The 12,527-nt window shown below is 65.5% G+C and carries 11 protein-coding genes; all 11 read right to left on the bottom strand.

Annotated features, from left to right (window positions below; all coding sequences use genetic code 11):
• Position 1: 1 nt before the first annotated feature.
• Entirely contained in the window at positions 2-838 is an 837-nt protein-coding gene (locus ABD210_RS06460; RefSeq protein WP_344109846.1) for a carbohydrate ABC transporter permease, read from the bottom strand.
• Positions 835-1,665: a carbohydrate ABC transporter permease gene (locus ABD210_RS06455; RefSeq protein WP_344109844.1), complete on the bottom strand. Its 831-nt coding sequence runs from the start codon at positions 1,663-1,665 to the stop codon at positions 835-837. Before ABD210_RS06455 ends, ABD210_RS06460 begins: the two co-directional genes overlap by 4 nt.
• A gap of 145 nt (positions 1,666-1,810) precedes the next feature.
• A complete protein-coding gene (locus ABD210_RS06450) occupies positions 1,811-3,091 on the bottom strand; it encodes an ABC transporter substrate-binding protein (protein ID WP_344109843.1) in 1,281 nt (426 codons plus the stop codon).
• On the bottom strand, positions 3,088-4,416 hold the full coding sequence (locus ABD210_RS06445; RefSeq protein WP_344109842.1) for a helix-turn-helix domain-containing protein: 1,329 nt from the start codon (positions 4,414-4,416) through the stop codon (positions 3,088-3,090). Before ABD210_RS06445 ends, ABD210_RS06450 begins: the two co-directional genes overlap by 4 nt.
• Positions 4,417-4,632: 216 nt before the next feature.
• Positions 4,633-5,529 (bottom strand): helix-turn-helix domain-containing protein, encoded by an 897-nt coding sequence (locus ABD210_RS06440; RefSeq protein WP_344109841.1) that lies wholly within the window; start codon positions 5,527-5,529, stop codon positions 4,633-4,635.
• Positions 5,526-6,293 (bottom strand): phytanoyl-CoA dioxygenase family protein, encoded by a 768-nt coding sequence (locus ABD210_RS06435; protein WP_344109840.1) that lies wholly within the window; start codon positions 6,291-6,293, stop codon positions 5,526-5,528. The genes ABD210_RS06440 and ABD210_RS06435 overlap by 4 nt, the downstream gene beginning before the upstream one ends.
• A gap of 104 nt (positions 6,294-6,397) precedes the next feature.
• Positions 6,398-8,173, bottom strand: a complete 1,776-nt coding sequence (locus tag ABD210_RS06430; RefSeq protein ID WP_344109839.1) for a GMC family oxidoreductase N-terminal domain-containing protein — start codon at positions 8,171-8,173, stop codon at positions 6,398-6,400.
• A complete protein-coding gene (locus tag ABD210_RS06425; protein ID WP_344109837.1) occupies positions 8,173-9,066 on the bottom strand; it encodes a hypothetical protein in 894 nt (297 codons plus the stop codon). The genes ABD210_RS06430 and ABD210_RS06425 overlap by 1 nt, the downstream gene beginning before the upstream one ends.
• Positions 9,067-9,162: 96 nt before the next feature.
• Entirely contained in the window at positions 9,163-9,408 is a 246-nt protein-coding gene (locus ABD210_RS06420) for a hypothetical protein (protein WP_344109836.1), read from the bottom strand.
• Between the two features lie 25 nt (positions 9,409-9,433).
• Positions 9,434-11,113: a sodium:solute symporter family protein gene (locus tag ABD210_RS06415; protein ID WP_344109835.1), complete on the bottom strand. Its 1,680-nt coding sequence runs from the start codon at positions 11,111-11,113 to the stop codon at positions 9,434-9,436.
• 201 nt (positions 11,114-11,314) lie between these two features.
• Positions 11,315-12,313 carry an endonuclease/exonuclease/phosphatase family protein gene (locus tag ABD210_RS06410; RefSeq protein WP_344109834.1) on the bottom strand — a complete coding sequence of 333 codons (999 nt, stop codon included), beginning with the start codon at positions 12,311-12,313 and terminating at the stop codon, positions 11,315-11,317.
• Between the last annotated feature and the right edge of the window lie 214 nt (positions 12,314-12,527).

The following is a 12,527-nucleotide window of genomic DNA, read 5'->3' as shown; positions in this document are numbered from 1 at the left end:
TCTAACCCTTCGTGGCACCGGTCAACGTGCCGCCGAAAAAGTACCTTTGCAGCAACAGGAAGACGGCCACCGTCGGAACGGAAGCGAGAATTGCGATGGCGGTGATGTTGTGCCAGTTCCCGGTGAGCATTGACATGAAGTACTGAAGGCCGATGGAGATCGGGAACGAACTGGGGTCGCGCAGCACGACGAGCGGCCAGAGGAAGTCGCTCCAGCTCACGGTGAACACCAAGATGGCGGCAGTGGCCATCGGCGCCTTGACCAGTGGCAGCATCACGTTCAAGAACACCCGGCCGTCGGAGGCGCCGTCGATGAACGCCGCCTCCTGGAGCTCGAGAGGCAGTGCGGCGAAGGCGTTCTTCATGATGTACACGGACAGCCAGAGATTGACCGCGGCCAACGGGATCATCACCCCGAAGAGGCTGCCGTAGAGACCCACGGTCTTCGTGATCCCGAACAGCGAGATCATGATCGACGGGAAGGGAATGACCATCGTCGCGACCACCGCGACGAACAGTGCTCCCCGTCCCGGGAAGTGGAGCCGGGAGAAGGCGTAGCCGGCGAGCGTCGCACAGCCGACGTTGATGATCACTGTCCCGGCGGCGATGATCACGCTGTTGAGGAAGTACTGCTGCACACCACCTGCCGTCCACACGTATCCGAAATTCGCCAGGGTCGGGTCGGTGGGAATCAACTGCGGCGGCACGGCGAACACGTCGCTGCTCTTCTTCAAGCTCGTGGACAACAGCCAGACCAGTGGGAACAACGCTGCCACGCTGCCCACGAACAGGCAGATCAGAATGAGCACTCTGCCCGGGACGCTGAATGCCTGCTTCATTCGCTTCTCCTTCGCGCAACGAACAAGACGCCCCCGGCAAAGACGACCACGATCGCCAGCAGGACCATCGCCATCGCACTGGCCGAGCCGAAGCTGCCGTACTTGAACGCCGTCTGCCAGATCAGGTAGGAAGCGTTCGTCGTCGACCCGACCGGGCCCCCGTTGGTGATGATGAAGACCTCGTCGAATGCCTTGATCGCGCCGGCGAACGAAACCACGGAGCACAGCAGAATGGATGGTTTCATCATCGGAACCGCGATCGAGAAGAAGCTCCGCACCCCTCCCGCGCCGTCCAGAGCAGCCGCTTCGAACAGGTCCTCGGAGATGTAGAGGAAGTTCGCCAGGTAGATCAGCATGTAGATGCCCACCGAACGCCAGACGATGACGATCATGATCGACCAGATCGCGACCTTCGGATCTGACAACCAGCCGACCGGCTTCAGTCCGACCAGGTCCAGCAGGTAGTTGAGCAGGCCATGCGCATCGAAGAGGAACTTCCACGCCACCGACGACACGACGATCGGCAGCACCACCGGGATGTAGTACACCGCGCGAAAGAAGCGACGCAGTGGAATCCCCCGGTGGATCCAGTAGGAGATCGGCAGCGGGAGCACCGTGAGAACGACAGTGACGACCACAGCGATGAGAGCAGAGTTCCCCAGCGCCTGGACCACATTCGGCTTCGTCACCAGGTGCGCATAGTTCGCCGTGCCCACGAAGGTCTTCGCCCCGAAGCCGTAGTAGTCGGTGAAGCTGATGCCGAACGTGTCCACGATCGGATACAGGACGAAGACACCGACGATCACTACCACCGGTAGCACGAACACGCCGGCCCACCGTCGTTCTCCCCGCCGGAGGCGGAAAGCCGAACGAGACTGACTTCGAGCTGCCGAGCTCCTGACGTTCCTCACAGAGTTCCTGACGTTCACAGACAAGACGCGACCTTCTTCTCACGCATGCGGGCAGCGACACCTATTTGGTGAGCAGCGAATCCCAGGTTTGGACAGCGTCGTCGAGCGCCTGCTGTGTGGACTTGGACCCCAGGAGCGCGGCCTGCATGTTTTCGCGCAGGCTTGCGATGAGTTGAGCGACGTTCGGATCCTGCGGCCAGAAGAACTTGATCGGTTCCGCGGTGAGAACCTTTGCTCCGAAGAGAGACAGGTACTTCGGGCTCGTCACGTCTGCTGTCAGCGTGGGCAGAACAGGCGCCTGGCTCGCGAGCGTGACGACAGTGCCGCTCACATACCTGGCGAAATCCAACGCCTGGGCGGGATTCTTGGACCCCGAGGGAATCGCGAACTGCTGGAGGAACGCGTTGGAGTACCCGGTGGGACTCTTGATGTGCGGCGCCAGCACGATGTTCTTGTAGACGTCGGCCGAGGAGTTCGCCTTCGTCCATCGCAGCGACCAGGGACCCAGGAAGGTCATCGCCACCTTTCCCTTGGCCAACTCGCCCGCGCCGTCGAGGACCACGCCGTTCACGCTGGTCTTGCTGATCCAGCCCGCCTTCACGCCGTCCACGTAGTTCTGGAAGTACGAGACCGCGGTCGGCGTGTTGAAAACGCTCTTTGTGCCGTCGGCATTGAGGAGTGGAACACCGGCCTGACTGGCGATGATGTCCGCGGGGTTGCCGGCATCGTCGAAGTCGTCCAGCGTCTGAACGAATCCGGGGATGCCTGTCTTCGCGTAGATGATCTTGGAATCTGCGAAGACCTCCGCCCAGGTCTGCGGCGGCTTGGCCGGATTCAGGCCCGCCTTCTGGAAAATGGCCTTGTTGTAGAGCAGGGCGCTCGCGCTTCCGTAGTACGGGATCGCGTAGGCCTCGCCGTTCAGTACGCCGGCGTCCCAGAACCCCTTGGTGTACTTCGACCCGATCGCCGCGGTGTCGCCGGTGATCTTCGAGAGCGGGAGCACCGCTCCGGACTTGGCGAGCTGCGGCAGGATGAACGGGGTCACATTGACCACGTCCGGAGATTTGCCGCTGGACAACGCGGCGGTCAGCCTGGTCTGCGCCTGGGTCAGATCCGGGATGTCGACCCAGTTGATCGTGACGCCGGGGTGCGCCGTCTCGTAGTTCTTCATCAAGGTGGTGATGTACGGGGTGTAGCCCTCCTTCAGGTTGATGGTCCAGAAGTCGATGTTCTTCGAGGAGCCGCCACCCGAGGCTTGCCCAACGGAGCAGGCGCTCAACCCAGCAGCTGCTACCACGCTCAAAATCAGCGCGATCATCCGCTTGGTTCTCAGGGATGTCATCGTCTTAGCCCTTCCTGGTTGTACAACATCTGGGCGATGTCTATGCGGTAGAGCCGCGTCGGCCGTCCGCGTCCGGTGGCCTGCGAAGAGCCCACCGGGTGTGCGAGTCCGGCCCCCCTGAGAACGCGGAGGATTCTGCGTGCGCTCGGCGGCGTGACGTTGAGGTTCCGGCCGACCTCTTCCGCCGAGGTGGCGGCACCGCCGAGTTGCCTTTCCAGGTCGATCAGCCGGGTCACAGTGGTCAGGCCGAGGCCGACCGCTTGCACGATGTTTTCCAGAGCGACGTCATCGGACTTGAACAGGTAGTTCGGGGCCCGCGTTTCGTGGTCGACCATGGGCCCGGTGATCTCGCCGGCGTCGGTGATCAAGTAGGCGCATCCCCCACCCCTCTGGGTGGCCAGTTCGAGGGCCTGGTGTGCGCAGTCGATGCTGCCCTGGGCCGAACTGCCCAGACCGATCCCGGCCACGACCCGGGCCTCGGTCTTCGCGCTCATCTCCTCCAGGACGCCGAGGAATCTCCACCCCTGAGTCTTGTCCTCCATGAGCTTCTTGTGGCCCAGGACCAGAACTTCTGATTCCCGAGTGGCCTCGATCCAGGCATTGCCCCACTCGAGGTCCTCCGCGAGGATCCTGCGAATCACCTCCACCGATCCGGCCGCATCCACGTCCCCGTCGCCGGCTGCGACCGCCTTGAACACGGCGGCGCAGAGCCGGAGATCTTCCTTGCGGGCTGAGAGCGCCTCGAGGGTCACACCGCGAATCGTGTTGGCGATGGTTGCGGCCGTCGGCACCACCCGCACCACCGGAGCCCCGAAAGTCCCGTCCAGCAGTCTGAAGACGCTGTTCCGGCCGGTGATCACATACCGCGTACCCAACAGGGCATTCTGCTCGCGATGAAACCTGACGATGTCGTCCGGTGAGGCCGTCTTGTCGAACGGCATCACCGCAACCGTCTCGCTGTCCAGTCCCAGTTCGACCAGCAGGTCGTCGACCATCTTTCGCGGCAGACTGTCGATGCTGACCGGGGTCAGGTCGATGCCGAAGTTCCTCGCCTGCAGGAAGCTCACCGCGAGATCGACCCGGCTCGGACGGACGTCGACGACGGAGACGTTCGGCGGGATCACCGCACGAGCCCGTTCCAGCGGCAGCGGTCCTGCGAAGCACAGCACCTCCTGGCCGGGGGCGACCTCCTGCACCAGGGACGGGATCGAGTCCTCGTCCGCGTACAACGCCCAGTTGACCTGCACGCCGGCTACGTCCCGCACGGCACGCTCGAAGATGGTGCGCGACTCGACCGGGACCACCAACCCAAGCCTGACCGTCATTCGCTGCTCCATCGATCCGCGGGATGTTCATAAATAGCCTGTTTAGCCGCAACTTGACCGAGGCTAGACCCACAAATCGGCTGATCACAAGCAATTGCAGGGATTTTTCCGCCGAATCCCGCTCTTTCCGTGCGCGGAGTGAATGTTCGTAATTTGGTCGTAATTCGCCGAAACATTCTCTGGCTACCGGCGAAGTACTTCGGCACGCCAGCGCGGTCAGAGGAAGGACGTGCCGCCGGTCTGGCGGAAGGCCGTGGGCGGCTTGCCGTGATGACGGCGGAAAGCCGTGCTGAACGGCCGTACGTCGGAGTAGCCGCAGGCGCGGGCGACCTCGGTCACTGTCGCTGCGGGATCCAGCAGCAACTGCGCGGCCAGCTCCAGCCGGAGGCGCCGAAGGGTCGACATCATGGAGGCACCTGTGCCCTGGCGGAAGAGGCGCTCGGCATGACGCTCCGACAGGTGCACAGCCGCGGCAACTTCCCTAACCGTCACGGGCCGGGCCAAGTTGTCCAGGAGGTGCCGCTGCATCGCCTCGACCACGACAGGACCCCGATCGCGGACGATCGGCTCCACCGACAGGTCCTCGTCCTGTGCGAACGCCCGAGCAGTGTCCAGGACCAGCGCGGCCCCGAACGACGCGAGTGACTCCCGATAGCCCGACCGAGGGGCAGCAGCCTCGGCCGCGAGCGCGGCTACCGCAGCCGGCAATCCGCCGAGACGCCGGGACACCACCGGACCGTCGGACCGCGTCAAGCCCGACCACCACCCTGAGCCGGAGCCGCCCGACACCGGCCGGAAGGTGAAGCCCCAGAAGGCGATCCCCAGCGGCTCGGACCGGCTCGACTCGATCTCATGGACGTCACCCGGCCGGGCCAGGAAGACGTCACCCGCGCCGACGTCGTACTGCGTCGTACCGGAGTTGAAGCGGCCCGCGCCGGCATAGGCGAGGCAGACCTCGTGGAACGAGTGGCTGTGCCAGTAGTTGCGCCAGTACTCCGGGCGGTAGTGCCCCCAGCTCACGAAGTCCGCACGGAAGCCGCCGATCTCGCAGGACTCCAGCAGTCCCGCGAGATCGACGAACCGCTCCGCTGCAGCTACCGAAGCGAGGGTCAAACGCCACTCCTGCCGGTCGGGTCCACTCCCCTCAGCATCATGCCTTGACCGAGCGAGTGGTCGTGGGTCTTCACCGTGGGCGGGTCGGACGGATCGCGGTACTGCACCAGCCAGGTGGTCCGGGCCTCGTCGCTGATGTTCACCCCCGAGCCGTGCACGGTCAGGTACGTGAAGAACAGAACGTCCCCGGCCTCGGCGGGCTGCGGTACCGCGTCATCGAACGGTACTTCGGGCAGGTGGAAGCTGCCTGACGGGTCGTGCTCGCGCGGTCCACCCAGGTGGCTCCCTGGCAGAACCCGCACGCAGCCCTTCTCCTCAGGCGCGTCGTCGAAGTGGAAGATCGCCGCTCCGACCCGGTGGTACTTGTGCGGGAAGAACGGGTAGTCCTGGTGCAGCGGGAACGGCGAACCGTTCTCCGGCGGCTTCACGAACAGCTTCGTGTGGTGCAGCTGCACATCCTCAACACCCATCACCGCGGCGGCCACGTCGGTGAACCGCGGGTCCACCAGCAGCCGCGAGAAGGCGGCGTCGTAGAACTGCGCGTCGTGCAGGTGCTGCAGCCGGGTCTTGCCCTCCGACATGCCCATCGCGGACTGCCAGGTCGGGTCGTCGTCGCGGTTGAGCCGGGCCAGCAGCCGGTGGCTGGTCTCCCGGTACGACGCTGCCTCCTGCTTGCTGAGCAGGCCTTTCACCAGCACGAAGCCGTTCTCCGCGTACTGCGTAGCCAGCGCGGGCAGGTCCGTCCGGCTCTCGGTGATCGTCATCTCCAGTTCCTCCTGGTCGGGTACTCCCGAGCCTAGGAAGATCGGCGCCCGGGCGGCAGGACCGCACCGGACGCCGATGTTCGTGAAACGGACATGAGCTGGAGCTACAGCCCCAACTGCCCCAGTCGCACGCTGATCCGGGGATCCGTGGAGACGACCGGCGACTCCGAGTGCACCCACGGGTCGCCGCCGAAGTACGTCTGGAAGATCTTCTCGGCGGTCCGGGTCGCGAGCGCCTGGCTGGTCAGGGTCGGGTTCGGGCCGCCGAGGCCGTTCGACAGCGCGGAGTTGTCGGCGATGAACAACCGCTTCACCGCGCGGGTCTCGCCGCGGGCGTCGAGCACCGAATTCTGCTCCGACTCCCCCATCCGCATCGACGACTGGACGTGCAGGATGAGTGGCGCCCAGTCGACCCGGTACACCTTCTTCGCGCCGGCACCCCGCAGCAGTTCGGCCGCCTTGCGGGCCATGAACTCCCGGTTCTTCAACGTCCGGGCTGTCCGCTTGCGCTGCTTGAAGGTGACCTTGGGAATCGGCCCGTTCTCGTCGGCCGGAAGCGCCGACAGCGTCACCCGGTTCTGCGCCTCGACGTCGTCGTCGGTGATCACCAGTACGGTCAGCAGCTTGTCGATGCCACCGGCCATCAGCTCCTTCAGCTCCGGTCCCATCACCCGCCCGGCCGGCCCGTCCCAGGGCCCGGTCCTGCCGCGGCCGTTCTTGTACTGCCCGCGGATCCCGCTGTCCGACAAGGTCCCCGCGAACGCGCTCAACGCCGGCGGCAGGCCGACGTTCTCGAGCCCTCCGTATGGCGGGTAGTCCAGCCGCGCGCTGGATCCGACGCCCTTCGGGTTGCCGGTGTAGTCGTCGAAGGACCCGATCATCCAGTCGAAGAAGTGGTCGGTGTAGCCACGTCCGACCCAGCCGTTCGGGTTCGGCAGCCCACTGTTGAACCACAGCCGCGGGTTCTCCGTACAGCCTCCGGACATCACCACCACCCGAGCATCCTCGCGGTGTTCCTCCCCCGACACGTTGTCCCGCCACGTCACGCCAGAAGCAGTCAGTACTCCGTGCCGCGACTCCGTGTGCACCCGGGTCACATACGCGTCGGCGATCAGCTCGACCGGCCGCCCACCCTTGGTCCACACGTCGGCCGTCAACGCCATCGGCACGTAGCTGTTGTCCGTCGACCGTTTGGCGAACTGGTTGCGCGGGGCACCGTTCGGTCGCATACACCCCTGGAAGCAATACCCGCAGAAGGTGCAGCCCGTCGCCTGCGGGTAGTTCAGCAGGTTCCGGTCCGACGTCTTTCCCGCCGTCCCGCCCGGCTGCAGGATCGCGTTCTCCTGCGGCCGGTACGACGGTCCGCGCGTGGTCTTGGTGGTCTGCACCGGCAGGCCGAGGGTTTCCGCCCCCTTGAAGAAGGTCTGCTCCTTGTGGCCCATCGCCGCGGTCTGGACCGGCATGATCGCCTCGACCCATTCGAAGTACGGCACCAGCTCGCTGTACGTCAACGGGAACCGGTGGTGCACGTCGTACTGGCTCCGGTCGGCGCCGTCGTACCCCTTGAAGACGCCCGGATACGCCCGCGGATAGTTGCCGTAGAAGTGCTGCGTGGTTCCGCCGACCCCGGAGAGCTGCCACACGAACGAGTTCTGCGGCCACTCCCGGTACCAGGCGGGCTTGGACCGGTCCGTCGGGCCGAGCCGGAAGTATCCGGTCAGCGGGTTGTTCGCGTCGTTCTCGAAGGTGGACCACTCGTCCCGCGGTTTCGCGTGCCGCGGTCCCGCCTCGAGCAGCAGTACGTCGAGGCCCTTCGCGGCGAGCTCCTTGGCGACCACCGGGCCGCCACCGCCGGCCCCGATCACGATCACGTCGCGCATCAGTCGTGCACCTCCGTACGCCCCTGGTAGTAGCCGATGAAGTCGTCCCAGCCCTCGACCGGACCGTCCGGCTGGTAGCCGCTGAGTTCCCAGCCGACCGGGCGTTTGCGCAGTTGTCGGGTGGCCGGGTCCAAGACGTCGAACTCGCCGTACGCACCGAAGGTGGCGAACTCGATCAAGGCACCCCCGACGAACTCGAGCAGGCCGGACACTGAGCCCTTGAGCGGCTCGGGGAAGTGCACATCCAGGAGAGCGACCAGGTCGGAATCGGTCTTCTCGATCAACTCGAACGCCCTGGCCTTCTCGGCGTAGGTCAACCGGGCGAACGGCGACAGATGCGGCCCGTTCACGGCGAGCGGGTTCACCTGCGTCGCCATCAGGTTGAGCAGCCCCGCGATCGGGAACGACAGCGGCAACGCCTCGTCACTTTGCAGGTAGGCGGCCAGCGCCTGGTCCACGCTCCGAAGCTGGACCGGCAGTACTTCGAGGCCGGGCAGCGCGAAGCCCGAGTCGGCGAGGCCGGTCACCAGGGCGGCCCCGATCGGCTGGGCGAGCGCGTCGGGGAAGGGAACGAAGTTGTCCAGCGCGTTGATCATGAAGTCGGTGGCGCCCGCGTCGAGCGCCCCCGGAGTACGACTGGAGGTGCCTTGGGTGCGGGAGTAGGCATCGGGTCCCGGCAGGGCGAAGGCTGTCAGGCCGTTCAGGGTGTCTCTGGCCAGTTCGGCCAGCACCGGCCGGATCAGGTCGACGGCCGACGGGAGGAGGGGGTTGGTGGCGGCGTCGGCCGGCGCGAGCAGGCTGCGGGCCAGCAGCCCGCCTCCTCCGAGCGCCGCACCGAGGACGCCGATCCGGGCGAGGAACGCCCGGCGGGCCAAGGGAACTGCAGCAGGCATGCGATGTCCTTCGCAGTGGAACGGGGGCCGGGCCGGCGTCCCACCACGAGGAACCACCGGCACCACTGGTCTTACAACGACCAGTGGTGCCTTTGGTCACTGCTCCTGGACGGGTACGACGATCGGGCGGAGGCGGGCCCAGAGGACGAACAGGGCGGCGAAGACGAGCATCGCGATGCCGCCCCAGAGGTTGATGTTGATCCCGTCCGCCTTGTCCACCTCCGCCGGGTTCGCGATGATGCCGAGGATCGTCAGCACCAGGCCGTAGATCGCGATCAGCAGCGCGATCACCACCCGGATGTCGAACGCGCCGGCCTTCTTCTTCTGCTGTTGCTCTGCCATCTCGAGTTGCTCCTTTCCGGGTGGGTCAGCCGAAGACGATGTTGAGGACGATGACCATCGCGAGCGAGATTCCGGCCAGCAAGGTGGGCTTGCGGTACCAGCCGTGGTCGCCTTCCTGCGTAGCCTCGGTCCGGGCCGACTTCGGGGTCAGTGAGTACACCAGCCCCTTCAGCTCCTCGTCGCGTTTCGGCGTCGTGACGAGGCTGATGATCACGCTGAGCAGGACATCGACGACGAAGGCCGCACCCGCGCCGACGAAGCTCGCGCCCTGACCGGGCAGGTTGATCACGCCGTTCTCGGAGAGCACGAAGACCACGACCGCGGTCGCCGTACCGCTGACCAGGCCGACCCAGCCGGCCGTGGCGGTCATCCGCTTCCAGAACATGCCGAGGATGAAGGTCGCGAACAGCGGCGCGTTGAAGAAGGAGAACAACTGCTGGAGGTAGTCCATCAGGTTGGCGTAACCGGACGCGATCGCCGCGGTGCCGATCGCGATGATCGTGCCGGCGACGGTCAGCCAGCGGCCGGTCCGCAGGTAGAACGCGTCGTCGCGGTCCTTGAGGATGTACCGCTCGATCAGGTCATAGGTCATGACGGTGTTGAACGAGCTCAGGTTGGCCGCCATACCGGCCATGAAGGAGGCGAGCAGACCGGTGATCGCCAGACCGAGCATGCCGTTGGGCAGCAGGTCGCGCATCAGCGCCAGCAAGGCGTCGTTGTAGTCCACCGGTCCGCTCCCGGTCGCCTTGAACTGCTGGATCTCCGGCACCGCGACCGCGGCGATCATGCCGGGGATGATCACGATGAAGGGCACGAACATCTTCGGGAACGACCCGATGATCGGGGTCCGGCGGGCGGCGGACATGTTCTTGCTCGCCATCGCGCGCTGGACCTCGACGAAGTTGGTGGTCCAGTAGCCGAAGGAGAGCACGAAGCCGAGGCCGAACACCAGCCCGATCACGGACAGGAAGTCCGAGCTGAAGCCGCTCAGGTTGTTGCCGGGCCAGGCATGGATCTGCTCGCTGCCGCCCGGCGAGGCGGTCACCTTGTCGACCAGGCCCTGCCAGCCGCCGACCTTGTGCAGGCCGACGATTGTCAGCGGCAACAAAGCCGCGACGATCACGAAGAACTGCAGCACCTCGTTGTAGATCGCGGCCGACAACCCGCCCAGCGTGATGTAGCTGAGCACGATGGCCGCGGCGACGATCACCGACACCCAGATCGGCCAGCCGAGCAGCACGTTCACGATGGTCGCGAGCAGGAACAGGTTGACGCCCGCGATCAGCACCTGGGCGACCGCGAAGCTGATCGCGTTCACCAGGTGCGCGGGCTTGCCGAACCGGCGCAGCATGAACTCCGGCACGCTACGCACCTTGGAGCCGTAGTAGAACGGCATCATCACGACGCCGAGGAACAGCATCGCTGGGATCGCGCCGATCCAGAAGTAGTGCACCGTCGGCATGCCGTACTGCGCGCCGTTGGCCGACATGCCCATGATCTCGATCGCACCCAGGTTCGCCGAGATGAAGGCCAGGCCCGTCACCCAGGCCGGGAGCGATCGGCCGGACAGGAAGAAGTCGAGGCTGTTCGAGACCGCGCGTTTGGCGAGATAGCCGATCCCGAGCACGAACGTGAAATACAAAGCGATGATGATGTAGTCGATTGCCTTGGCATCAAGCCGCAGGATCGAATCTTGTGCGAGCATCGGCCCTCCGCATCGTCGTAAGACGCAAGGTGGTGTTACCGGTCAGGAACGTTACTCCTGACGACCCGCACAATCGTGTCGAGCCGCGCCGACGGTTTCTCCGCCCTTGTCCCCACCTACGGTTGGCTCCCGCGCGACCTCCGCCGGACCTAACTTCGGCGTTATGAGGAAACCCGAGGTCCCGCCCGTCGAACCGGCAGGCTAGATCCGGAGCTCCGCAACCACCGGACGGTGGTCACTGCCGGTCGGACTCATCACCCACGCCTTGGTCGGCACGACGCCGCGCACCAGGATGTGGTCGATCCGTGCCATCGGGAACTTCGCCGGCCAGGTGAACCCGAAGCCGGTCCCGGCGGCTCCCTGGGCCGACCGTAGGCCCGACGTGATCGGCGCCAGGCTGCGGTCGTTCGCGGTGCCGTTGAAGTCACCCATCACCACGACGCCCGCCAGCTTCTCCGCCGCGATCTGCTCGCCGAGCTGCTTGATCGTGTCGTTGCGCTGGTTCGAGGTGAAGCCACTCGTGCCGATCCGCACCGACGCCAAGTGCGCGACGTAGAACGCGACCTTGCCTTGCGGCGTACTCACCTCGGCCCGCAACGCCCGGGTCCACGAGAACCCGACATCGACGGACTTGCTCTCCTCCACCGGGTACTTCGACCAAAGAGCCACCGTGCCGCGCGAGACGACATGAGGGTATGCCTTGGCGAACTGAGCCTTGTAGATCTTCAGATCAGCTGTGGTGATCTCTTCCAGCGCGACCACGTCCGCATCCGCGGCGAGGAGTTCCTGCGCGGTCTTGACCGGATCGGGGTTCGCCGCGTCGACGTTGTGCGACAACACCCGCAGGTCTGAAGGCCCCCCGCCGCCTCTGTTCGGGATCAGCAGGTGCCCGAACATAAGGCCCCAGACCAGCGCCGGTATCAGCAGAGCCACCCCGGCCGTCGCGGACCGTCGTACCAGTGCTGCGCCCCCGAGGATGGGGATGGCGACGCCCACCCAGGGCAGGAAAGTCTCGAGCAGACTGCCGAGATTGCCGATCGAGTTCGGCACGTAACGGTGGAACAGCAGCGGGAACGCGGACAGCACGGCGAGCGCCGCGATCACCCAGCCACGACGCCATTTGCCGGCGCGGCTCCGGCGCCGGGAGGCGGCACGCGGCTTCGGCTTCAGGCTCGCAACAGCTGTCTGGCGGTCGGACATGCCCCGATTGTTCACGACTCCGGGTCCGTACCAAAGTCTGGACGCGGCCAGCGGACACCCATAGGCGTGCCGGCTGGCGGATTTCATCCCTCAGTCCGGCGTGTGCTCATCCGTTGGGACGACGCTTCGACCGATGTGAGGAAGTCCCCTTCTCCGAACGAAGTCGATGATTGAGACTACAAGAACCCGGGTTAGAAAGACCTGACCCGGGTTG

This window comes from Kribbella alba (assembly GCF_039529635.1).
Lineage (GTDB): Bacteria > Actinomycetota > Actinomycetes > Propionibacteriales > Kribbellaceae > Kribbella > Kribbella alba.
Note: the sequence above shows the minus strand (reverse complement) of the source record. Positions and strands in the feature narration are given on the sequence as shown.

Excerpts from the sequence above, each read along its gene's own strand:
- ABD210_RS06460 (WP_344109846.1), bottom strand. The coding sequence starts at position 838 with ATGAAGCAGGCATTCAGCGTCCCGGGCAGAGTGCTCATTCTGATCTGC.
- ABD210_RS06450 (WP_344109843.1), bottom strand. The coding sequence starts at position 3,091 with ATGACATCCCTGAGAACCAAGCGGATGATCGCGCTGATTTTGAGCGTG.
- ABD210_RS06445 (WP_344109842.1), bottom strand. The coding sequence starts at position 4,416 with ATGACGGTCAGGCTTGGGTTGGTGGTCCCGGTCGAGTCGCGCACCATC.
- ABD210_RS06435 (WP_344109840.1), bottom strand. The coding sequence starts at position 6,293 with ATGACGATCACCGAGAGCCGGACGGACCTGCCCGCGCTGGCTACGCAG.
- ABD210_RS06430 (WP_344109839.1), bottom strand. The coding sequence starts at position 8,173 with ATGCGCGACGTGATCGTGATCGGGGCCGGCGGTGGCGGCCCGGTGGTC.
- ABD210_RS06425 (WP_344109837.1), bottom strand. The coding sequence starts at position 9,066 with ATGCCTGCTGCAGTTCCCTTGGCCCGCCGGGCGTTCCTCGCCCGGATC.
- ABD210_RS06420 (WP_344109836.1), bottom strand. The coding sequence starts at position 9,408 with ATGGCAGAGCAACAGCAGAAGAAGAAGGCCGGCGCGTTCGACATCCGG.
- ABD210_RS06415 (WP_344109835.1), bottom strand. The coding sequence starts at position 11,113 with ATGCTCGCACAAGATTCGATCCTGCGGCTTGATGCCAAGGCAATCGAC.
- ABD210_RS06410 (WP_344109834.1), bottom strand. The coding sequence starts at position 12,313 with ATGTCCGACCGCCAGACAGCTGTTGCGAGCCTGAAGCCGAAGCCGCGT.